This is a genomic window from Proteus hauseri (assembly GCF_004116975.1).
GTDB classification, from domain to species: domain Bacteria; phylum Pseudomonadota; class Gammaproteobacteria; order Enterobacterales; family Enterobacteriaceae; genus Proteus; species Proteus hauseri.
In genome coordinates this window covers 3812134-3835142 of sequence record NZ_CP026364.1, presented here as the reverse complement: position 1 = coordinate 3835142, position 23009 = coordinate 3812134, and the positions used below count along the sequence as shown (strand labels likewise).

Annotated in this window: 15 protein-coding genes and 1 riboswitch; of the genes, 4 read left to right on the top strand and 11 right to left on the bottom strand. The window is 38.7% G+C overall.

Features of this window, described 5'->3' with window-relative positions; translation table 11 throughout:
* Positions 1-15 precede the first annotated feature (15 nt).
* Positions 16-1389: an amino acid permease gene (locus PH4a_RS17610; protein WP_064720265.1), complete on the top strand. Its 1374-nt coding sequence runs from the start codon at positions 16-18 to the stop codon at positions 1387-1389.
* Positions 1390-1529: 140 nt separating this feature from the next.
* On the opposite strand, the gene pagP is transcribed toward PH4a_RS17610, so the two are convergent.
* Positions 1530-2165 (bottom strand): lipid IV(A) palmitoyltransferase PagP, encoded by a 636-nt coding sequence (pagP, locus tag PH4a_RS17605; RefSeq protein ID WP_129041636.1) that lies wholly within the window; start codon positions 2163-2165, stop codon positions 1530-1532.
* 1095 nt (positions 2166-3260) lie between these two features.
* Positions 3261-3350: riboswitch (TPP riboswitch) on the top strand.
* 58 nt (positions 3351-3408) lie between these two features.
* On the opposite strand from pagP, the gene thiD reads away from it, so the two are divergent.
* Complete coding sequence (thiD, locus tag PH4a_RS17600) at positions 3409-4206, top strand: bifunctional hydroxymethylpyrimidine kinase/phosphomethylpyrimidine kinase (RefSeq protein ID WP_129041634.1); 798 nt, start codon at positions 3409-3411, stop codon at positions 4204-4206.
* A 60-nt stretch (positions 4207-4266) separates the two neighbouring features.
* On the opposite strand, the gene fbaB is transcribed toward thiD, so the two are convergent.
* The 8 genes from fbaB to PH4a_RS17560 form a co-directional block, all read right to left on the bottom strand.
* Positions 4267-5316, bottom strand: coding sequence for a class I fructose-bisphosphate aldolase (gene fbaB, locus PH4a_RS17595; RefSeq protein ID WP_064720262.1), 1050 nt, complete (start codon positions 5314-5316; stop codon positions 4267-4269).
* Between the two features lie 49 nt (positions 5317-5365).
* Positions 5366-6259, bottom strand: a complete 894-nt coding sequence (gene yegS, locus PH4a_RS17590) for a lipid kinase YegS (RefSeq protein WP_129041632.1) — start codon at positions 6257-6259, stop codon at positions 5366-5368.
* Positions 6260-6584: 325 nt separating this feature from the next.
* Entirely contained in the window at positions 6585-7964 is a 1380-nt protein-coding gene (trhP, locus tag PH4a_RS17585; RefSeq protein ID WP_129041630.1) for a prephenate-dependent tRNA uridine(34) hydroxylase TrhP, read from the bottom strand.
* A 119-nt stretch (positions 7965-8083) separates the two neighbouring features.
* Complete coding sequence (gene baeR / locus PH4a_RS17580) at positions 8084-8791, bottom strand: envelope stress response regulator BaeR (protein WP_064720259.1); 708 nt, start codon at positions 8789-8791, stop codon at positions 8084-8086.
* A gap of 8 nt (positions 8792-8799) precedes the next feature.
* Positions 8800-10176 (bottom strand): envelope stress sensor histidine kinase BaeS, encoded by a 1377-nt coding sequence (gene baeS, locus PH4a_RS17575; protein ID WP_129041628.1) that lies wholly within the window; start codon positions 10174-10176, stop codon positions 8800-8802.
* On the bottom strand, positions 10173-13256 hold the full coding sequence (gene mdtC, locus PH4a_RS17570; RefSeq protein ID WP_129041626.1) for a multidrug efflux RND transporter permease subunit MdtC: 3084 nt from the start codon (positions 13254-13256) through the stop codon (positions 10173-10175). The genes baeS and mdtC overlap by 4 nt, the downstream gene beginning before the upstream one ends.
* Positions 13253-16384: an MdtB/MuxB family multidrug efflux RND transporter permease subunit gene (locus tag PH4a_RS17565; protein ID WP_129041624.1), complete on the bottom strand. Its 3132-nt coding sequence runs from the start codon at positions 16382-16384 to the stop codon at positions 13253-13255. Before PH4a_RS17565 ends, mdtC begins: the two co-directional genes overlap by 4 nt.
* Positions 16384-17625, bottom strand: a complete 1242-nt coding sequence (locus PH4a_RS17560; protein WP_129041622.1) for an MdtA/MuxA family multidrug efflux RND transporter periplasmic adaptor subunit — start codon at positions 17623-17625, stop codon at positions 16384-16386. Before PH4a_RS17560 ends, PH4a_RS17565 begins: the two co-directional genes overlap by 1 nt.
* Positions 17626-18188: 563 nt before the next feature.
* Here PH4a_RS17560 and dtpA point away from each other — a divergent pair.
* Together dtpA and PH4a_RS17550 are read left to right on the top strand one after the other, a co-directional pair.
* Positions 18189-19655 carry a dipeptide/tripeptide permease DtpA gene (dtpA, locus tag PH4a_RS17555; RefSeq protein ID WP_129041620.1) on the top strand — a complete coding sequence of 489 codons (1467 nt, stop codon included), beginning with the start codon at positions 18189-18191 and terminating at the stop codon, positions 19653-19655.
* A 147-nt stretch (positions 19656-19802) separates the two neighbouring features.
* Positions 19803-20432 (top strand): helix-turn-helix domain-containing protein, encoded by a 630-nt coding sequence (locus PH4a_RS17550; RefSeq protein ID WP_129041618.1) that lies wholly within the window; start codon positions 19803-19805, stop codon positions 20430-20432.
* 23 nt (positions 20433-20455) lie between these two features.
* On the opposite strand, the gene PH4a_RS17545 is transcribed toward PH4a_RS17550, so the two are convergent.
* Together PH4a_RS17545 and PH4a_RS17540 are read right to left on the bottom strand one after the other, a co-directional pair.
* The gene (locus PH4a_RS17545; RefSeq protein ID WP_129041616.1) at positions 20456-21142 is read right to left on the bottom strand and encodes an RES family NAD+ phosphorylase; all 687 of its coding nucleotides are present in this window, start codon (positions 21140-21142) and stop codon (positions 20456-20458) included.
* A 243-nt stretch (positions 21143-21385) separates the two neighbouring features.
* The gene (locus tag PH4a_RS17540; protein WP_129041614.1) at positions 21386-22753 is read right to left on the bottom strand and encodes an MFS transporter; all 1368 of its coding nucleotides are present in this window, start codon (positions 22751-22753) and stop codon (positions 21386-21388) included.
* Positions 22754-23009 lie beyond the last annotated feature (256 nt).

Below are 23009 nucleotides of genomic sequence, written 5' to 3'. Positions count from 1 at the left end.
AATAGAAGAGGATGTATGGCGAGAGAGTCGCAACAAGCAGAACTAAAGCGCGGTTTAAAAAATCGACATATCCAGCTTATCGCGCTGGGTGGTGCCGTCGGCGCGGGTCTGTTTCTTGGAATAGCGCAAACCATTAACATGACAGGGCCATCAGTAATTTTAGGTTATGCGATAGGTGGTTTTATTGCGTTTATGATCATGCGCCAATTGGGCGAAATGGTTGCCGAAGAACCAGTTGCGGGTTCATTTAGTCACTTTGCTAATAAATACTGGAGCCCATTTGCTGGCTTTTTATCTGGCTGGAATTATTGGGTCATGTTTATTCTTGTCGGTATGGCTGAATTAACCGCCGCAGGTAAATATATTCATTATTGGTTACCTGATATTCCTGTCTGGGTTTCTGTTGCTGTCTTTTTTGTTGCCATTAATCTTATTAATCTGATCAACGTAAAAATGTATGGTGAAACCGAGTTCTGGTTTGCCATTATTAAAGTTCTCGCCATTGTGGGGATGATTTTATTTGGTAGCTATCTGCTGGCAAGTGGTAATGGTGGACCTCAAGCTTCTGTTACTAACTTATGGGAACTGGGTTTCTTTCCTCATGGCTTTACTGGATTTATGTCGGCACTTGCCATAGTGATGTTCTCTTTTGGTGGACTTGAGCTGGTAGGCATTACGGCGGCAGAAGCCGAAAATCCGAAAGTTAGCATTCCTAAAGCGACCAACCAAGTTGTGTACCGTATTTTAATTTTTTATATCGGTTCATTATTAGTATTACTATCACTTTATCCTTGGACGCAAGTTGTGAAGGGTGAAAGCCCATTTGTGCTTATCTTTCATCATTTGGATAACTTCTTAATTGCGAATATTTTAAATGCCGTGGTGTTAACCGCCGCATTATCTGTATATAACAGCGGTGTGTATTCAAATAGTCGTATGCTTTATGGTTTAGCGAAGCAAGGTAACGCGCCACGTTCATTATCACATGTCAATAAACGTGGTGTGCCAGTGATATCATTAGCATTATCTGCGGTAGCTACCTCTTTAGGTATTTTGGTTAACTATGTGTTGCCTGATCAAGCATTAGAGCTGTTAATGGCATTAGTGGTAACTACATTAGTGCTTAACTGGATCATGATTTGTTTAGCAAACTTAAAATTCCGTGCTGCAAAAATTAAAGAAGGTGTTGAACCATCATTTAAAGCGTTATGGTATCCCTATGGTAACTATATTTGTCTTGCCTTCTTATGCATGATTTTAGTGATTATTTTGTTAATGCCAAAAATTAATATCTCAGTAATTTTAATGCCATTCTGGATTGGTTTTTTATGGTTAGGTTTTAAATTGTCGAGACCAAAGAAAGAACCAGTAGCAGATGAGGCTAGGTAAGTTATTTCAGCTAAATAGATAAAATAACAATTTATAATTTAATTATCCTTCTTAGCGAAAACAAAAAACGCATCTAAAACTAGATGCGTTTTTTATTGGGTCATTGAAGGGTGAAATAAATAAAATTTATTTAAATAATATTACTGCCAACGTAGCCAAGCAAATAACACATTACCATTATTATAAGTACCCGGAACATAAGTTGCTTGTAATGAGAGATGACCATATTCAACAGAAACCATCGGTAGTGGTAATGGCATAGGAATATAATTATATTCATGGCGTGCTGTAATACTTAAAGTAAAACCCGCCCCCATTCGAAATCCATCAAGATCACCAGGTACCCACATTTTTTGAAAGCCATAACCGACTATCGGTTGTACGCGATTATTTGAGTCCATAAATGCCATTGCATACAGCGCATGCCAGTCGTTATCGCTATCATAGCGATATTTTCCCATTCCAAAGCCCCAAGGTGTTTCGTTATAGCGATCTGTTTTTTCTTTATCGTAAGTAAAGCGGTTATGCCAAGTCCAGACAGGTAAATAGTAGTTATAATCGTCACTATCCCACGTTTGAGAGACATTACGCTTAAATTTTCCCCAATAGCTTTCTTCATTATTTTGTTGCAAAGATTGATCTGTTGTTTGGGCGTTTTTTATCGTAATTGTCTGAGTGTTGGCTGGGCTATTTTCAGTAGCAAAAGCATGGGTTGTTAACGTGAGTGAAAACAACGTAGTTGCTAATGCTCTATGACGAAAATGGGGTGATGACATAATATAACTCCGAATACTACACAGCTATGATTCTGGTAATGGCAAATAGATTTTAATAATAGTGTTATTTAATTAGTGATAATTTAAGATAAGAGGTATCTGAAATTATACTTATTGAATATAATCCTAAGGTATTTTAGTGAGTTGAACAGAGAATAAATCCACTCATTGTATGGTATCGATTAATTTTCTTAAGACTAAATTCTGCGATGATATTATCACTAGCACATTGTTTTTTATGGACAAAATGTGTTGCTGATAATGTAAGTTCAGAAGTTAAATATAAGAGATTAATCATAAGAAATTTAGTTATTGGGAAGATATCAGAACATAAGATGAGCGAAATACCTATTTCTATCCCTTTTTATATAAATATTAGTCTATTTAGTATGAGTAATAATTCTTATTTATGATGTAGACAAATATTTGCGTTGGGATAATAAATTAATCGATAAAAAAGCGTTAATTTAAATCAGATAAAATAAGATGTTTGTTTATGAAGCGTTTAAGTTTTTACTGATACTTAAAAGAGTATGCCAGTGAGATATATTGATTTGTAGTGATTAACATGGGTTAAAAAAGAAATGTGAATGACTATTGCGATAAAAGCATTGATAGTAACCATTATTGTGAGTATTTTTCTTTAGAATTTGAATCAATGAGGAAGGCGATAATGAGGTAATATGAAGTCTTCAACTCTTTTTTCAATAAATTTTTTTGTATGCGCAATATTTCTAGAGTGAATTATCAATACCATATTAATATCTGCATCAAGTATAAGATAATACATTGATTTTTCTTCCTGTCACTGTGGTAGTTTTTTCTTCATTTTCCCTTCTACGTTGTTTGGTTGTCCATAAATGCATTATAAATATCTCATTTGGCAGATCATATATCGAGTGTCGTTAAAATCAGCAAAATGATTTGTTTTTTATCGGAATATATAATTATTATTTATTTAAGGGGAATATAAATAAGTTTGTATCTATTATATCGTCTTGATTTGTTTATCCTAGATAACCATAAATAAAGCGAGAGACTGTGGCTAGTATCTTTACTTTGGTCATGCGATACTCTCTATTGCCTGAATTTACAGGCTTTGGCTCGGGGCGCCTTATGGCTGAGATGAAACCCGTATAACCTGATCTGGATAATGCCAGCGTAGGGAAGTCAAGGTAACTCTGCGATGTGCTGATTAACAGAGACCGACTTTTCTGTAACTGGTAAAAGTAGGAGTTAATCAGTGAGATTTAATGCACTAACTATTGCAGGAACGGATCCTAGCGGCGGCGCAGGTATTCAAGCAGATCTAAAAACCTTTTCTGCCCTCGGTGTTTATGGCACAACAGTAATGACGGCTCTTGTCGCTCAAAATACTTGTGGTGTACATAGCGTGTATGATTTATCCCCTGACTTTGTCGGCGCACAATTAGATGCAGTTCTTTCCGATGTTAGAATAGATAGCGCAAAAATTGGCATGCTTTCTAACGCAGATATTATTGAAATTGTTTGTCAGAAACTGCATCAATATTCTATTCCTTTTGTTGTTCTTGATACTGTTATGATTGCAAAAAGTGGCGATCCACTTTTGCAACCCAATGCTGTCGAAAAGATGGTTAATAAACTTCTTCCTCTTGTTGATTTAATTACACCTAATTTACCCGAAGCCGCAGCTTTGCTAGGGTGTGATGTTGCACAAGATGAACAGACTATGAAACAGCAAGGCTATGCATTACTCGCTCAAGGCTGTAAAGCAGTGCTAATGAAGGGGGGACACTTAACAGAAAATGAGAGTCCAGATTGGTTATTTACACCAAAAGGTGAATGGCGTTTTACCTCACCGAGAATTAATACAAAAAATACCCACGGAACAGGTTGCACACTTTCAGCTGCACTCGCCGCAATACGTCCTCAAGTAAGTAATTGGGAAACTTGTGTGGAACAAGCCAAAGCTTATTTACAACAGGCATTAGAACATGCTGATAGTTTAGATGTCGGGCATGGATTTGGCCCTGTACACCATTTTTATCGCTGGTGGTAAAAATAGGTCATATAAATAAAAAAGCCACCTTTGGCGGTGGCTTTTAATTGAATAACGTTTTTACGCTATGGTTACTGATTTATTGAGATACACATCTTGTACTGCATTAATCAGTGCGACGCCGTCCTTCATTGATTTTTTAAATGCTTTACGACCTAAAATTAAGCCCATACCACCTGCACGTTTATTAATAACGGCGGTACGTACCGCATCTTCAAGGTCGTTTTTACCTGATGCACCACCCGAGTTAATTAAGCCAGCACGGCCCATATAACAGTTGGCTAATTGGTAACGTACTAAATCTATTGGGTTTTCAGTGGTAAGTTTGGTGTAAACTCGCTCATCAGTGTGACCAAAACCTATTGCTTTAAAACCACCATTATTTTCGGCCATTTTTTGCTTAACAATATCAGCACCAATGGTGGCGGCTAAATGATTGGCTTGACCCGTTAAATCAGCGCTAGCGTGATAATCTACGCCATCTTTCTTAAATGCAGGGTTACGCAAGTAAGCCCACAATACAGTAACCATACCCAGTTCATGCGCACGTTCAAATGCCATTGAAATTTCTTCAATTTGGCGACGGCTTTCTTGTGAACCAAAGTAAATAGTCGCACCAACGGCAACCGCGCCCATTTCAAATGCTTGTTCAACACTGGCGTACAGCGTTTGGTCGTATTGCGCAGGGTAGCTTAAGGTTTCGTTATGATTAAGCTTTACAAGAAAAGGAATTTTATGTGCGTAGCGGCGAGAAACAGAAGCAAGAACACCATAAGTGGAGGCAACACAGTTGCAACCTGCTTCTATCGCTAATTCAACAATATTTTTAGGATCAAAATAGAGTGGGTTAGCCGCAAATGATGCAGCAGCAGAATGCTCAACACCCTGATCCACGGGTAAAATGGATAAATAACCTGTACCTGCGAGACGCCCATGATTAAGCAATGTTTGCATTGAACGTAAGACCGTATTAGGACGGTTATTATCAATCATTACACGGTCAACAAAATCTGAACCTGGCAGGTAGAGATTATCACTTGGGATTGTTTGACAGCGGTGTTCCAATAATGAGTTAGCATCAGCACCTAACAAACTTACTATATCAGTCATTACTTACTCCAGTTCACGATTAGATGAAAGTGATTGTCATTTATATACATTAAGATAACAAGCCACATTGAGGCGGTAAGCGGCAGTGGATCGCTTCAGGTAACACAATAAATGCAAATTTATCGCCTAAAAGGGGTTCTCCATCTAAATTAAACACCATTTCATGTGTAGCACTAATGTTTACCCAACGGCTTTCAAGCTCGATAATTTTGTCGTTCTTTTTGCGATCAAATAGACTTGTTAATAAAGAAGGAAGAAGTTCATTAGCTTCAACAATGGTGATATTAAGTTTGTTGTCGTTAATTAATGCATCAGGGCAGAGCTGTTGTCCTCCACCTGCTTGTCGACCATTCCCAATACCTAAAACCAATGCTTCACCTTTCCAATGAAAATTTTCTGCCTCAATAGTGCAAGGATCTGCTTTAAGGGTATCGATACGTAATAGACCATGAAGAAAATAGGCAACTCCACCTAATGAAGATTTTAGTTTTTCCGGCGTTTCTGTGGTGATTTTGGTACCAAATCCACCTGAGGCCATATTAATAAAATAATGTGTCTTATTTACATTAATCACATCAATAGGTACAGCTCGCCCTTTAATCGCTAAATTTAGTGCATTCTCCATATCTTGTGGAATAAGTGCACTGGAGGCAAAATCATTTGCTGTACCCAATGGAATGATGCCTAAAACAGGCAGAGATGAAGGCGATAAGTGAATAAGTTCAGAGACTACGCTATTGATCGTGCCATCACCACCCGCAGCAATAACGGTTTGTGCTCGAATATCAAGGGCTTCTTGAACAAAACGTCTAATATCACTTGATTCCCATGTGACTCGAACTTGAATATTAAAACCTTCGTTACGGAGTTGATAAACAGCGTCGCGCAGTGCGGCATTACCTGAGTTTTTTCCATTAATAATCAGCAAGCTGATTTGGTTCATTAGTATCACTCCTTAAATTAAACTACTCTTTTAAAAGTAATAGATATCGAGATAATTACCATTTTTTTACAAAAAATGAATAAACGGAGAATTAAATAAGGGAGTTAATATTTAAGTGAAATGAGAAAACAAAATAGGAAGGGCTAGTGTGGATAGAAAAAGAAAAGGCAAATCCAAGGGAGATTGGATTTGCCAAGGAGGTGGTTCCTAGTCTTACTGTATTCATTCTAGTTCTTTATTTTTCGAAACAGATGATACGGTAAACAAATCATTATTGATGTGATCTGTATTTGAAATTGACCACTTTAAATCAGATTATGACGTTTTACTTCACTTCTACGGCATCAATCTTGTGAGGTTGACGCGTTGTCGTTCCCTCTAGATTGCGGATCAGCAGTGCAAAGTTTAAATCAACATCATCAGGAACAGACAAATAAACCATGTGACCATTACCGGGTGCCACATCTGTTGACTGAAGTTTTTTGTTAAATAGCTCTGCCAAGGTAAATTGGATATTCCCTGTCGGTGTCATTAATTCTAAGCTATCACCTAAAATAAATTTATTTTTAACATCGACTTCAGCTAAGCCATTAACACGCTTACCGGTGAATTCACCGACAAACTGTTGAGTGTCTGAAACAGAATAACCATATTCATAAGTTTGGTATGAATCATGGGTATGGCGACGTAAGAAACCTTCGGTATAACCGCGGTGTGCTAAGCCTTCTAATGTGGTTAGTAGCGTTGGGTCGAAAGGTTTTCCTGCAACAGCATCATCAATAGCGCGGCGGTACATTTGTGCAGTACGAGCACAATAATAGAAAGATTTGGTACGGCCTTCGATTTTTAGTGAATGCACACCCATTTGGGTGAGTTGTTCAACGTGTTCGATAGCACGTAAGTCTTTTGAATTCATGATATATGTACCGTGTTCATCTTCGAACGCTGTCATATATTCACCAGGACGTTTTGCTTCTTCGATTAAGTAAACTTTATCGGTTGGCGCGCCAACACCTAATGTAGGTTCAACATTTTTGACGGGAATAGGTTGGTATTTTTCAACGATATTACCAACATCGTCTTCTTTACCTTCTTCTACTTTGTATTCCCAGCGACAAGCATTGGTGCAAGTTCCCTGATTTGGGTCACGCTTGTTGATATAACCAGATAATAGGCAACGACCCGAATATGCCATACATAATGCACCGTGGACAAAAACCTCAAGTTCCATCTCTGGTACTTGTTTGCGGATTTCTGCAATTTCATCAATAGAAAGTTCACGAGAAAGAATGACGCGAGTTAACCCCATTTGATGCCAAAATTTAACGGTTGCCCAGTTAACGGCATTAGCTTGTACTGAAAGGTGAATATCCATTTCAGGGAAAGCTTCACGTACCATCATGATCAAACCAGGATCTGACATAATTAGTGCATCAGGGCCCATATCGATAACGGGTTTTAAATCGCGAATAAAGGTTTTTAATTTAGCGTTATGAGGTGCGATATTCACCACAACATAGAAGCGTTTACCTAATTCGTGCGCTTCTTGGATCCCTTTAGCAAGGTTCTCGTGGTTAAATTCGTTATTACGGACACGTAAGCTATAACGGGGCTGACCTGCGTAAACGGCGTCAGCGCCATAAGCAAATGCATAGCGCATATTTTTTAATGAGCCAGCGGGAGAGAGCAATTCGGGTGTAAACATGTTTAATTTCCTGGTTCTGATTTCAAGTCAGTCCTCTACACTAAAGGTAGGGGTATATCATAAAGGGGAGGATTCTAGCGCTTAACTATGGCGAGGTTCAATGTATTCCGTAAAAAAGATTATCTAAAGCGATAAGCTTGCATCTCCCAGCGATAACCTTGACCATAAATTGACCGAATAAACTCAATTTGAGCATTTAGCTGCTCAAGTTTCCGGCGTAAGTTTTTAATATGGCTATCAATGGTTCGGTCCGTGACTATTCGATAATCATCATAAAGATGATCCATTAGCTGATCACGAGAGAGTATTTTACCCGGTTGTGTTGCCAAGGCTTTGAGTAAGCGAAATTCTGCTGTAGTGAGATCTAAAATTTTATTGTTGTATTGAATTTGATAAGCCTGTTCATCAATAACCACTAACTTATCGGTTTGAATAATATCTTGAGGGCGATAATAGCGTCGCAATAAGGTTTTAACTCGGGCAACAACTTCTCTAGGGCTATAGGGTTTACAAATATAGTCATCAGCACCAATTTCTAATCCTAATAGTCGGTCAACTTCTTCTGTTTTTGCCGTCACCATAATAATGGGGATATCAGAAAATTGGCGTAGCTCTTTACATACCGTAATACCATCTTTTATCGGCAGCATTAAATCAAGTAAGACTAAGTCATAGTGTTGCTGTTTTACACATTCGCTGACTTCAGCGCCATCTGCCAACCAATGTGTTTGATAGCCAGATGCTTGCAGATAATCAATCAGCAACTGAGCCAGTTTGGGTTCATCTTCTACTATTAATACACAATAGGTTTTTTCGGTGATTGTCATCCATTTACTCAATTATCATTAGAATGTGCGGGTAATTCTACGAGAATTTTTATGCCACCTAAAGAAGAAGGCATCGCGCTAATTTTTCCATTATGAGCCTCAACAATATTTTCGCAAATTGCAAGGCCTAAACCAGAGCCGCCGCTTGCACGATTACGTGAGCTTTCAGCCCGATAAAAACGTTGAAAAACAGCCTGATATTGCGCTTCATCTAGTCCTGGTGCGCTGTCTTCCCAAGCAATAAATACACGATCATGTTCTTTGCGCGTCGTTATCTGTAATTGCCCACCAGAATAGGTATAACGCAAACTATTCTCTAATAAATTATGAAATAGCTGAATAAGCCTATCAGGATCTGCTTGTACAATGATAGGTGAAATATCGTCTAATTGAGGTAACAGGGCAATATCTTTACTCTGATAAGCATGGCGATAAGATGCTGTTGCAAGCAAAATCACGTCATTAATATCAATAAAATCTTTGCGATAAGCCAGTGAACCGCGATCAGATAACGAGAGCTGGTGTAAATCATTAACTAATTTAGTGAGGTTCGTTACTTCAAATAATAATGAATTAATCGTTTCGGTCGTGGGTTTTCTTACACCATCTTGTAGTGCTTCAAGCTCACCTTTTAAGATAGAAAGTGGTGTACGTAATTCATGTGAGATATCAGCCATATAATCACGACGAATTTGTTCATTTTTTTCTAAGGTGCTGGCGAGTTGATTAAAATCGATAGCAAGTTGACTTATTTCATCTTTATTAGTTGGAGTGACTCGAACTGCAAAATCCCCAGCCGCCAATTTATGCGTTGCATCAACGAGTCTTTTTACTGGGCGTATCATGCTACGAGACAAGATTAATGTGATTAAGAGTGCAAATAAAACCGTTGCGCCTGCAATAATCCAGCTTGTACGTAATTGTTGTTTATCAAAACTAATATCAGCCTCGTTACTGATTTTATCTGCGGCACTAACAACCACCCAACCCACAATTTCATCATGATAAGTAATAGGCTTTTTAAACGTTTCTGCTGGAAACTGATTATCGTGTCCAAATAAACGCTGCATATTTTTGTCTACGATCCAAAATTGTGTACGCCAACCCCGTGGAGCAGGGCCTTCACTACTTTGGTTAATTTGATCTATGGTACGTAATATTTGATAAAGAGAACGATCATCTCGGTTAAGAAAGCGCCAATCACCCGTTAAGGTATATTGTTCAGTTAATGCTTCAGCGAGAAGCGTTGCACGTTGTTCACTGTTTTTTTTGATATACCCGATAAAGCCTTGTTGAAAACTACCACGAATACCAATGTGCATGGCTAACACAACGACCATACAGGTTGCAAAAATAACCAGAAACAACTTGCTTCTTAATTTCATGCATTAGCCTCTTTCTTGCTGATACGTCGTTGTTGCCAGCGTTCACGAAGTCCATCAAAAAATAGATAAATAACCGGCGTGGTATATAGCGTTAGCAGTTGGCTCATCAATAAACCACCAACAATGGTAATACCTAAAGGTTGTCTTAACTCTGCGCCATCACCACTGCCGAGCATTAATGGTAAAGCGCCAAAAAGTGCTGCTAAGGTAGTCATAATAATAGGGCGAAAGCGCAGTAAACTTGCTTGAATTATGGCCTCTTTTGCTGACAATTTACCCTCGCGTTGTGCCGTAATAGCAAAATCCACCATGATGATGGCATTTTTCTTCACAATACCTATTAAGAGCATAATGCCAATAAGTGCAATTAAGCTAAAAGGAGTATCGAAGAGTCGCAATGCTAATAGCGCACCAACGCCCGCAGAAGGTAACGTTGATAAAATAGTCAGAGGGTGAATATAGCTTTCATACAGCACGCCAAGAACCAAATAAACCGTCACTATCGCTGCTAAAATAAGTATTAATTGTGATTTTATCGTTTCTTGGAAGATTTGAGCCGTACCTGCAAAGGTACCACGTACGGTATTAGGTACGCTGAGTTCGGTCATCGTACGTTCTATTGAGCTAATTGCATCAGATAAGGTGTAACCTTCAGGAATATTAAATGCAATGGTCGATGCGGCAGATAATCCTTGGTGGTTAACGCTTAATGGCGCATTAGCCGGAGACCAACTGGCAAATGCAGATAATGGAATGCGATCACCTTTATTATTAATCACATACATTTTATCTAACGCAGAAACATCTTGGGTGTATTGTTCTGAGACTTCCATTACCACTTTATATTGGTTTAAAGGGGCATAGATAGTCGAAATTTGTCGCTGACCAAACGCATTATTAAGTAGATTGTTCGCATCGCTGACGCTAATACCTAATTGCGACATGGTATCGCGATCATAAATCAGTGCCATTTCAGCGCCTTTGTCTTCTTTGTCTGAGTTAACATCAATTAGTTCAGGTAATTCACCGAGCGCTTTACGTACAATAGGTTCCCATTTACGTAATTCGCTTAAATCATCAGCTAATAAAGTAAATTGATAACTGGAATTCGCTTGTCGCCCACCTGCACGCACATCTTGCACTGGCATTAAAAATAGGTTTGCACCTGGTTCATCGGCTAATTTAGTGCGTAAACGGTTAATGACCTGATTGGCGCTATCTGTGCGTTCTGATAATGGATTAAGCGAGATAAACATAAAACCACTGTTAATGCGCCCTCCGCCTGTAAAGCCAGTGACGCTATCGACATCTTTATCTGCATTAATTTCTTGCATAAAGCGCGCCATTTTGTCTTTCATTGATTGAAATGAAATACTTTGATCAGCACGCACAAATCCCATTAAACGGCCTGTATCTTGATCAGGAAAAAAGGCTTTAGGAACGCTAATATATAAATAGACATTTAAGCCTAGGGTTGCGAGAAAAATTGCCATAACCCAGCGCCGATGGCGCAATGCAGCCTGTAGTGTGACACTGTAACCCTGCTGCAAACGAAAAAGTAGCTTACCAAACCCACGTAAATGCGCCTGTGCTTTAGGTTTTACGCCCTTAAGTAAATGAGCACACATCATGGGTGTTAAGGTTAAAGAGACAAACAATGATATAGCGATAGCGGTAGTTAAGGTGATAGCAAACTCTTTGAATAATCGACCAACTAATCCTTCCATTAGTAATAATGGAATAAATACGGCAACTAACGAGATACTCATTGAAAGCACGGTAAAACCAACTTCACCAACCCCTTTTAATGCTGCTTGTTTAGGTTTTAAACCATTTTCAATATGGCGAGAAATATTTTCTAGCACCACAATGGCATCATCGACGACAAAGCCTGTCGCAACAGTAAGTGCCATCAATGAAAGGTTATTTAAACTAAAGCCACACAAATACATAGCTGAGAAAGTACCAATTAATGAAACGGGTACTGCAACTGCGGGGATAAGTGTGGCTCTGCCAGAGCGCAAAAATAGAAACACCACTAAAATCACTAATGCAACCGCGATAGAAAGTGCGCGTTCAACTTCAGCTAATGAAGCGCGAATGGTTGGTGTTCTGTCTTGTGCGACTTTTAAATCGACACTGGCAGGAATAAGCTCGCGTAATTCAGGTAATTCAGCACGAATGCGGTTTACCGTCTCAATAATATTGGCACCCGCCTCACGACGAATAACCAGTAAAATAGCCGGTTCTCCTCCACTCATACCCGCGGCGCGTGAGTTTTGAACGGAATCTGTTACCTCGGCAATATCGCTTAAACGTACTGTCGCCTCTTGATTGTAATGAACAATTATAGGGCGATAGTCAGCGGCTTTGCTGAGCTCATCATTAGTTTGGATTTGCCAGCGACTTTTATCATCATTGACAAAACCTTGAGGGCGTCGGACATTAGCTTGACTAATCGCTTTTCTAACATCATCAAGGCTAACATTTTGATTAAAAAGCGCATCAGGATTAAGCGCAACACGTACTGCAGGTAATGATCCGCCACCGACAGAAACTTCACTTACACCTTCAATTTGTGAAATTTTCTGTGCCAGCCGAGTTGATGCTAAATCATACAGCTCACCAGTATTTTGCGTATCGGATGTCAGCGTTAAAATCATAATCGGTGCATCTGATGGATTTGATTTATAATAACGCGGACGACTTGGCATACCCGACGGCAATAGGCTTTGTGATGCGTTTAATGCGGCTTGCACATCACGAGCAGCGGTATTGATATCTTTATTTAAATCAAATACTAAAGTAATACTGGTGCTGCCTAATGAGCTGCTTGATGTCATTTCATCAATGCCCGCAATGCGCCCTAATGAGCGTTCGAGAGGGGTCGCAACAGAAGAAGCCATCGTTTCTGGAGATGCTCCCGGTAATGAGGCGTAGATATTAATCACGGGGTAATCTACCTGTGGCAACGGTGCCACAGGTAGCAGCATAAAGCCTAATACACCACAAAGAGAGATTGCTAAGCTCAATAGCGTTGTTGCTACAGGGCGCTGAATAAAGAGGGCGAAGAACTTCATGATATCGCCTCGTTATCATTTTTAGTGCGTTTATTTCGATTGAAATAAATAGATAGCTTATCAAATAGCAAATAAATAACCGGTGTTGTAAATAGGGTTAAGATCTGACTCATAATCAAACCACCAACCATACATACCCCTAATGGTTGACGTAATTCAGCACCAACACCAGTACTTAGCATTAATGGCAATGCACCTAGCAATGCAGCCATTGTGGTCATTAATATTGGGCGAAAACGCAGTAAGCATGCCTGATAGATAGCTTCGTAAGGTGCTAGGCCTTGTTCTCGTTCAGCTGCTAATGCGAAGTCTATCATCATGATGGCGTTCTTTTTCACAATACCAATGAGCAAAATAATACCGATGATCGCGATAATATCGAGCTCATTGCCGGCAGCCATTAAGGCCAATAATGCACCGACACCAGCCGTTGGTAAGGTAGAAAGGATCGTAATTGGATGAATAAAGCTTTCATACAGCACACCTAAAACGATATACATTGCTACAATAGCAGCAATAATTAACCATAATGTGCTAGAAAGCGCGCTTTCAAATGCCAGCGTCGCACCTTGGAATTGTGTGGTGATATCTTTTGGCATTGCAATTTGTTCTTCTACTTGTTTAACGGCATTGACCGCTTCTTCAAGAGAGGATTTTTCGGCAACATTAAAAGAGAATGTAGCTGCTGGGAATTGCTCTTGGTGATTAATAGAAAGCGGTGCTAGGCGCTGTTCTACTGATGCAATAGATAAGAGCGGTACCATTGCGCCATCTTTACCCGATAAATGAATGGCAGATAATGCCTGTAAACCATCACTATTACGAATATCTTGTTCTAATACCACACGATACTGATTTGCTTGAGTATAAATGGTGGAAATAAGACGCTGGCCAAAGGCGTTGTAAAGTGCATTATCAATGGCACTCATTGAAATACCCAAGCGGCTAGCTGAATCTCTATCTACCTTGATATAGGCCATCATGCCGCCATCTTGCCAATCGCTGCTAATATCCGTTAATTCAGTACGTTGTTTTAATGCCTGAGAAAGTTTTGGCACCCATTGTGCTAATTCTTCCAGTGAGGTCGCTTGCAACGTAAATTGATATTGAGTACGAGACACTTGTGTATCTATGGTTAAATCTTGTGTTGGCTGAAGATAAAGTGTCATACCTGAAATATCAGCAACTCTCTTTTGTAAACGGGGAATAATCACATCAATACGATCATCACGTTGATTTAGCGGCTTTAGCGTAATTTGTAATCGGCCTGTATTAAGCGTGGCGTTATTGCCATCAATGCCGACAAAACTGGCAATATTATCGATAGCAGGATCATCAATAAGTTTATCTACCACTTGTTGTTGTTTATCGACCATCGCTTGATAAGAGATTGATTGCGATGTTTCTATGGTACCTTGTAATAAACCATTGTCTTGTAATGGGAAAAAGCCTTTCGGTATAAACATATAAAGCAATACCGTTAAAACCAGTGTGCTCAATGCAACACCGAGGGTTATCCATTGGTGATTTAACACTCGTTTTAGCCAAACAGCATAAACGGCAATCATTTTTTCAAAGAAGCGTTCACAAGCCATTTCAAAGCGATTGTGTTTAATTTCACTTTCAGGTTTTAGTAAACGAGCGCACATCATTGGCGTTAAAGTTAAAGAGACAACCGCCGAAATGAGTATGGCCACCGCAAGGGTGATGGCGAACTCTCTAAATAAACGACCAACAATATCGCCCATAAAAAGAAGTGGGATCAGCACGGCAATTAACGAAAAAGTTAATGAAATAATGGTAAAACCGATTTCACCCGCCCCTTTTAGTGCTGCGGTAAGCGGTTTATCACCTTGTTCGAGATAGCGAGAGATATTTTCAATCACGACAATAGCGTCATCCACCACAAAGCCAGTGGCAATGGTAAGCGCCATTAAGGTCAGGTTATTCACAGAAAATCCACAAAAATACATCACGGCAAAAGTACCCACTAATGAAAGTGGAACCGCAATACTCGGGATTAGTGTAGCGACACCATTGCGTAAGAATAAGTAAATAACCATAACAACTAAGGCTATCGCTAAACCTAATTCGAACTGTACATCGCTAACCGATGCGCGAATGGTGGTGGTTCTATCGGTTAAAATTTCAACGCTAACAGATTTAGGTAGGTTAGACACTAAGTCGGGTAATAAATTGCGAATATTATCAGTAGTATCAATAACATTAACACCAGGCTGACGCTGTACATTAATAATAATTGCTTGCTCATTATTCGCCCATGCGCCTAATTGATTATTTTCAGCTGCTTGTTCAATGGTTGCGATATCAGATAAACGAATAGGTGCGCCATTTTTATAGGTGATAATCAATTGACGATAATCATCTACCGTCTTCATTTGGTCGTTAGCCGATAATGTTACAGAGCGGGTTGGGCCATCAAGGCTACCTTTTGCAGAGTTGACGTTGGCATTATTAATTGCAACACGAACTGTTTCACTATCTAACCCATAAGATGCTGCCGCTTGCGCATTAAGTTTAACTCTTACTGCCGGGCGCTGACCTCCCGCTAAAGAAACTAAACCTACACCATTTACTTGTGAAATTTTTTGCGAAATACGAGTTTCAACCATATCTTGCAATTGTGTCATCGGAAGTGCAGAGCTGGTTACGGCCAAGGTTAGGATCGGGGGATCTGCGGGGTTTACTTTGCTATAAATGGGAGGGTAAGGTAAATCTGAAGGTAGCAAATTAGTTGCTGCATTAATGGCTGCTTGCACTTCTTGTTCTGCAACATCGAGTGGCAAAGTAAGTTGGAACATTAATGTAATAACAGAAGCGCCACCTGAACTTTGTGACGACATCTGTTTTAATCCTGACATTTGGCCAAATTGACGCTCTAGTGGTGCAGTGACTGCGGATGTCATTACATCAGGGCTGGCGCCTGGATAAAGTGTAACCACTTGAATAGTAGGATAATCAACTTCTGGTAATGCTGAAACCGGCAGCATGCGATAGCCCACAATACCGGCTAATAAAATCGCAATCATAAATAACGTTGTGGCCACAGGACGTAAAATAAATAAGCGAGAAGGGCCGCCACCTGTACCGTGTGTTTTTTCGGTCATTACGCTTTCTCCGCTATAACACGGTTAGTTTCTTTACTTTTTGGTACAGTCGGAGTGACGATATCGACTTTTGCACCCTGCGTTAATCGGTCAACACCATCAGTTACTACACGCTGATTTGCCGATAAACCAGAAGCAATCACTACTTTATCTGCATTTTGCAGTGCTACTTCAACACGTAATTTGCTGACTTTATTTTCATCATCAACCGCCCAAACAAAGTGTCCTTCATTGCCCATTTGCAATGCAGCGTTAGGAATAACAACGGCTTTTTCTAATGTTTTGACATACAAGCGGATATTAACAAATTGATTTGGAAACAGCGTGTTTTCTTGCTGAGGAAAACGTGCTTTTAGTTTAATTGTGCCAGTGGTGGCATCTATTTGGTTATCAATACTAAAGAGTTTTCCTTGGGCCAACTCAAACTGATTATTGCGATCAAATGCGGTAACAGGTAAATCCGCATTAGTTTTGCGCGCTTGAATGACACGGTTTAGTTCTTGTTCTGGCAATGTAAATAGTACATCGACGGGATCCATTTGGTTGATAACAACGATAGGTGTTGATGATCCCCCAGAAATATAGTTGCCAACATCAACCTGTTTTAACCCCACTCGACCTGAAATAGGTGCTGTAATTTTGCTATAGGTTAATTGTAGTTGAGCATTGCTTATCGTGGCTTCATCGATACGAAGGCTGGCTTCAGATTGTTTAACTAACGCAATTTGGTTATCTAACTCTTGTTGTGAAACTAAATTAGTTTTCGCTAGTTTTTGATAACGAGTTAAATCAAGACGCGCATTAGCTAAGGTTGCTTGATCTTTTGCTAATTGACCTTTGGCTTGGGCTAATTGCACTTCAAAAGGTCGCGAGTCAATTTCGGCAAGTAAATCACCTTGTTTGACATGTTGGCCTTCAGTAAAGTGCAACGCCATTAATTGGCCTTCAACACGGCTTGTAACCGTCACGCTATTGGTGGCACGCACGGTGCCCAGTGCAGATAAAAATTGTGGGACATCTTCTTCAATTGAATTAGCCACTTGTACCGGTGGAAGTGGTGGGCGACGAGAACCCGATGTTCCGCGATTTGTTTGTCCTGATGTTTGTGCTTGCTCGCCTTTGGTTTCTGTTGTGACTGTTTTGGTGCTATTGAATTGCCAATAGGCGCCAGCGCCAGCAGCAATAACGATTATTGCGATAATAAGAGAAAGTCTTTTTTTAGCGTTTTTGTTTTTATTCATTGTTTTTGTGATCCCACTGGCAACGAGCTAATCAGGAATAGTGAAATTAAATTTCGGAATGGTGACATTCTACCTGTTTCTGCATGGTTAAAAATGGAGGAAATATGGAAATTAAGTCAAGGAATGTGTTTTGTTGATGTTATTTTCACCAAATGAGTAAAAATAGCGATGATAAAATTTTTTTTGTTTCTATTCAATGAATAAGCAATTACTGAAAAATGAACAATGATCAGGTTAATTAAGTGGTTTATCAGTGAATAATATAGTGTGAAATAATTTATTTATAATCAGTGGGTTATTTTGTTTGCTCTTTTTTTAATCGCATAACTATTTTGTACAATTGCACTTATATGTGATAAAACGCAATAGTTAGTTATAAAACTTAGATAATTATGCTTTCCAATGATAGAATGCCGACCTTGTTTTTCTCTGCGTTGAACTCTTTTCAAAGAATAACAATCCAGTATGAAATACACCGCGCTTTAACTCTGTCTTAAAATGAAAAGTTTTTTGTAAAAACGAGCCTAAATATAAAGGCGTAATAGAATAACTAGAGGTTTTTAGTGTCAACTGCAAACACACCTGATGATGGACAAAAACCGAGTCTGAATGCATTTAAACAGCCTCGTGCGTTTTACCTCATTTTCTCTATCGAATTATGGGAACGTTTCGGCTATTACGGTCTGCAAGGGATCATGGCCGTATATCTGGTTAAAATGCTGGGAATGGGTGAAGCGGAAGCTATCACTGTTTTTGCTGCATTTACCGCACTGGTTTATGGTTTTGTTGCTATCGGTGGATGGTTAGGGGATAAAATCCTCGGTACTAAAAGGGTTATTATCCTTGGTGCAATAGTGCTGGCAATAGGTTATGCCATGGTCGCGTTCTCTGATCATGATAAAGATGTTATCTATTGGGGATTAGCAACAATTGCTGTGGGTAATGGTTTATTTAAAGCCAATCCATCATCATTATTAGCAACCTGTTATGAGAAAAACGATCCGCAATTAGACGGTGCATTTACTATGTACTATATGTCTATTAACGTCGGTTCTTTCTTCTCAATGTTAGCAACCCCGTGGTTAGCTGCTAATTACGGTTGGGATGTGGCATTCGCACTCAGTGTAGTGGGTATGTTAATTACACTGGCAAACTTCGTTGTTTGTCGTGGTTGGATTAAAGATAAAGGCTCAAGACCTGACTTTGAACCGCTTAATTATTCAAAATTGCTGTTAACGCTGGTGGGTATTGTTGTATTAGTTGCTTTATCTACCTGGTTATTACATAACAATGAAGTTGCGAGCTGGTCTTTAGCGATTATCTCTTTAGGTATCATTCTGATTTTTGCTCGTGAAACCTTTATGATGAAAGGAGCAGCGCGTCGTAAGATGATTGTTGCTTTTTTATTAATGGTTGAAGCTGTTGTGTTCTTTGTACTTTATGACCAAATGCCAACTTCTTTAAACTTCTTTGCTATTCATAACGTTGAACATTCGCTATTGGGTATCAGTGTTGAGCCAGAGCAATTCCAATCACTAAACCCATTCTGGATTATGCTTGCAAGCCCATTATTAGCAGCTATTTATAATTTTATGGGTGATAAATTACCTATGCCTTATAAGTTCACTGTGGGGATGTTTCTCAGTGCAACTGCTTTCCTCGTTTTACCATTAGGTGCGAGTATGGCAAATGAAGCGGGTATCGTTTCTTCATGGTGGTTAGTTGCGAGTTATGGTTTCCAAAGTATTGGTGAACTGATGATCTCGGGGCTTGGATTAGCGATGGTGGCTCAGTTAGTACCACAACGCTTAATGGGCTTTATTATGGGGGCTTGGTTTTTAACCTCAGCGGCGGCAGCGATTATTGCCGGTAAAGTTGCCAGCCTAATGGCTGTACCTGAAGATGTGCAAAGTGCACATGCTTCGTTAGAAATTTATAGCAGTGTATTTTTACAAATTGGTATCGTAACAGGCATTATCTCGATACTGATGCTGATCACTGCACCTATGCTGAGTAAAATGATTCAATAGTATTTAAATCTTATTTATAAAGCATAGAAATAAAGGGTGCCAATAGGCATCCTTTTTTGTATTTTTTATTCACTCACTGTTCATTTATCACTCTTGTATTTGACACTTTACCTAACATATAATCATGAAAAAATAAGTGAGGTGAAAATGAATCATATAATACACAAGGAAACACATAAGCAGTTATCAATAGAACGTGTAACCATGCTTAAGCGAATAGCAAACTTAACAGAAGAGATAGTCAATCAATTGGTTAAGGATAAATGTTTAACAAATGCATTAAAAATGACAGATAACGAACTGACTAAATTAATGTTTGAGACCCAGCTAGAGCGCACCTGTGCAATTTCGGCAAGAGAAAAACGCAAAATCACACGTTTAAATGAAGGTGCAATTAAATTTGCAGAGCAACTAAAAGCGTTAGGTGGAACATGTCGAGCAAGTCAAGCGGCTGAAATTTTAGGTGTTAAAAGACAAACCATTAATAACCGATTAAAAGCAAATAAGTTATTGGCAGTAAAAGTTGGAGGAGAATATCGATTGCCTATATTCCAGTTTGATGGTAATCGTTTAGTCGATGGACTCGAGGAAATACTCCTATTATTAAGTGATTTTAGTTCTACGACTAAAGTTTCATTTTTAACAAGCCTGTATTTCTTTAAAGATGAGAATGATCTCAATGTGATAGATATTTTAAAAAAATATGGTCGTATGAGTGATCAAATGCAGGAAATCTGTCGGCAAGCGAAGCTTTTTGCCCAACAAGAGTCACATTAATAAAAGCTCACGTTGTTGAGCTTTTAATCATCTCCATTGAGATTAAACTTGAGGGTTTCTGTAATAATCTCAATACCTGAAATATCTTTTTCAACCCAGTTTTGAGGAAAATTCTCTTTTTTATTATCGATATATAAATCAATGGAACAGACGGAAACATCTATAAGTGGAGGTATTATTTCTTTTCGAGCCCAGAATGCTGTACATATACCAGCATAATGGCGTGAAGGATAAGAAATACCATCATAATTAAGTGCTGGGGTATTTGCTGCCCAATCAACTATTGCTTGTGTTGTACCATAATTTTTGCCCATCATTTTATCTACTGTAATGTGTAATATTCCTGATAATCTGAGCATATCGATAATTTTCACTTTTCGAGTTATTGTGAGTGTATATATCTGTGCTTTTTGCAGATCACTTAATCCAATAATAACGGCTTTATTATTTTGATAAATGCGACCTAAAGATTCAGCTATCGCAATAACAGCATAGTTAGCTGTGTAACAAACTCCTGTTCTAGCAGAAGGGTCATTATAACGACCCATTTCTAAGGGATTATTTGGTGTGAAATAATGAATACCTGATGGAGATGATTTCCATTGCCAGCGTTTTTGTTGAAGTTTTTTATAGGTTTTATAAGGAATATAACCTTGTAATTCGAGTTCATTTAACTTTTTATAAAGTGATTTATTATTTTTAGTTACCATCGATCCTCTCTATTACTGATGAAGTAAAACATCCATTTGTAATAGAGTAAAGACCCCAAATAAACTTATCAATTGTTTGATTTTAAAAATAAAAAAATCAGAATAACTGCATTTGAATACTTAGAAAAAATAATATTTAGGTATATTTATTTTTTATTAATACATAAAGGTTATAACGTAACAAAAAAATACAGCACCTATAAAGATGCTGTATTGGAAAGGGGACTATCATAATGAGTTATTTTAGTTAATGGCTTTATCAGCTTGTAATGCAACATCTTTCTCATGAGTTGAGGGTTTAACTGCCGTCCAGCCTTTATAAGCTAAAGGTAAGAATGCAACAACAATAGCTAATGCAGAAACCCCCGCAACATAATAAGCGCCTGCCATCGCGGTTTTTTCTAACCAAGCGCCCGTTAACATTGGCGTTAAACCACCAAATACGGCGTAAGCCATATTGTAAGCAAAAGACAACCCTGAAAAACGAATAGAAGGTGGAAATGCCCTTGTACTCACAATGGGTGTAGTTGCAATTGCGCCAACAAAAAAGCCCATCAAACCATAGTTAAATGCTAATTGAATACCTGACATTGTGGTATCTAAACTGCCATAGAAATAAAATGCAGTAGCAATCAATCCACCCCATGATAATGTCATGGAAATACGTGTACCCAATTTATCGCCAATCCATCCCCAGAAGATACAACCTAAGGTTAAGGTTAATGTTGCGACACAGTTAGCCTCTAAAGACGTTGTCCTATCAATTTTGTAAATACCTTCAACAATGACACTTGGTGTCATCAAAATAGTGACAACTATTGCGGTAGATAATGACCATGTTAATGCCGCCGTAATTAAACAGGCTTGTTTATGATTTTTAATAACAGAGACAACTGGCATCTCTTGTGCTAAAGCTTTTTTTGCGGCCATTTCTTTAAAGATAGGTGTTTCTTGCAAAAATCTACGCAAATAAACAGAAATCAAACCGAAAATACCCCCTAAAATAAAGGGGATACGCCATGCAAAATCGTTAACTTCTTGAACGCTATAATTACGTTGAACAATAATTGCCACTATCGAGCCTAATAAAATACCGCCAGTAATACCTGATGTTAATGTACCAACACCTAAGCCATAGCGCTGTTTTGGCGTGTGTTCGGCGATAAAGACCCATGCACCGGGCATTTCACCACCAATAGCAGCACCTTGCATAATGCGCATTAATAACAGTAATAATGGCGCCATAACGCCTATAGTTTCATAGGTCGGTAATAAGCCAATAATTAAAGTAGGCACTGCCATTAAGAAAATACTTAAGGTAAACATTCGTTTACGACCGATAATATCGCCATAGTGAGCCATAATAATGCCACCCAATGGGCGAGCAAGGTAACCTGCGGCAAAAATACCTAAGGTTTGCATCTGTGCGATAAATGCATTTTCACCAGGAAAGAACAAGTGGCTCAGTGTTTTCGTAAAGAACACGAAGATCACGAAATCATAGAACTCCAAAGTTCCCCCTAGTGAGGATAAACCCAACGTCTTATAGTCGCTGCGATTTAATGGTCGTGCCGTAGGTTGACTCAACGGCGGAGTTGATTGTGATGTCATAATAACAACCTATAATAATCATCGTGATAAAATGGTTAATAACAAAGTCACAGATAATTTTCTTTAATTAATAACGAATAAAATAGAACGAAATATAAATAATAGAGGAAAATTATTTATCGGCTATTTATACGAGAAAGAATAATATTGTGATGATGACTAAAGTTATAACAGGAAGCTCTTAATGATGTAAATAGCTAAAAATAAAATAGTGATTTTAACTGAGAACTATATCCATTACTGATTGTTTAACTGC

Bases quoted from the DNA above. Each gene is read 5' to 3' on its own strand.
- PH4a_RS17610 (WP_064720265.1), top strand. From the start codon at position 16: ATGGCGAGAGAGTCGCAACAAGCAGAACTAAAGCGCGGTTTAAAAAAT.
- pagP (WP_129041636.1), bottom strand. From the start codon at position 2,165: ATGTCATCACCCCATTTTCGTCATAGAGCATTAGCAACTACGTTGTTT.
- fbaB (WP_064720262.1), bottom strand. From the start codon at position 5,316: ATGACTGATATAGTAAGTTTGTTAGGTGCTGATGCTAACTCATTATTG.
- yegS (WP_129041632.1), bottom strand. From the start codon at position 6,259: ATGAACCAAATCAGCTTGCTGATTATTAATGGAAAAAACTCAGGTAAT.
- trhP (WP_129041630.1), bottom strand. From the start codon at position 7,964: ATGTTTACACCCGAATTGCTCTCTCCCGCTGGCTCATTAAAAAATATG.
- baeR (WP_064720259.1), bottom strand. From the start codon at position 8,791: ATGACAATCACCGAAAAAACCTATTGTGTATTAATAGTAGAAGATGAA.
- baeS (WP_129041628.1), bottom strand. From the start codon at position 10,176: ATGAAATTAAGAAGCAAGTTGTTTCTGGTTATTTTTGCAACCTGTATG.
- mdtC (WP_129041626.1), bottom strand. From the start codon at position 13,256: ATGAAGTTCTTCGCCCTCTTTATTCAGCGCCCTGTAGCAACAACGCTA.
- PH4a_RS17565 (WP_129041624.1), bottom strand. From the start codon at position 16,384: ATGACCGAAAAAACACACGGTACAGGTGGCGGCCCTTCTCGCTTATTT.
- PH4a_RS17560 (WP_129041622.1), bottom strand. From the start codon at position 17,625: ATGAATAAAAACAAAAACGCTAAAAAAAGACTTTCTCTTATTATCGCA.
- PH4a_RS17550 (WP_129041618.1), top strand. From the start codon at position 19,803: ATGAATCATATAATACACAAGGAAACACATAAGCAGTTATCAATAGAA.
- PH4a_RS17545 (WP_129041616.1), bottom strand. From the start codon at position 21,142: ATGGTAACTAAAAATAATAAATCACTTTATAAAAAGTTAAATGAACTC.
- PH4a_RS17540 (WP_129041614.1), bottom strand. From the start codon at position 22,753: ATGACATCACAATCAACTCCGCCGTTGAGTCAACCTACGGCACGACCA.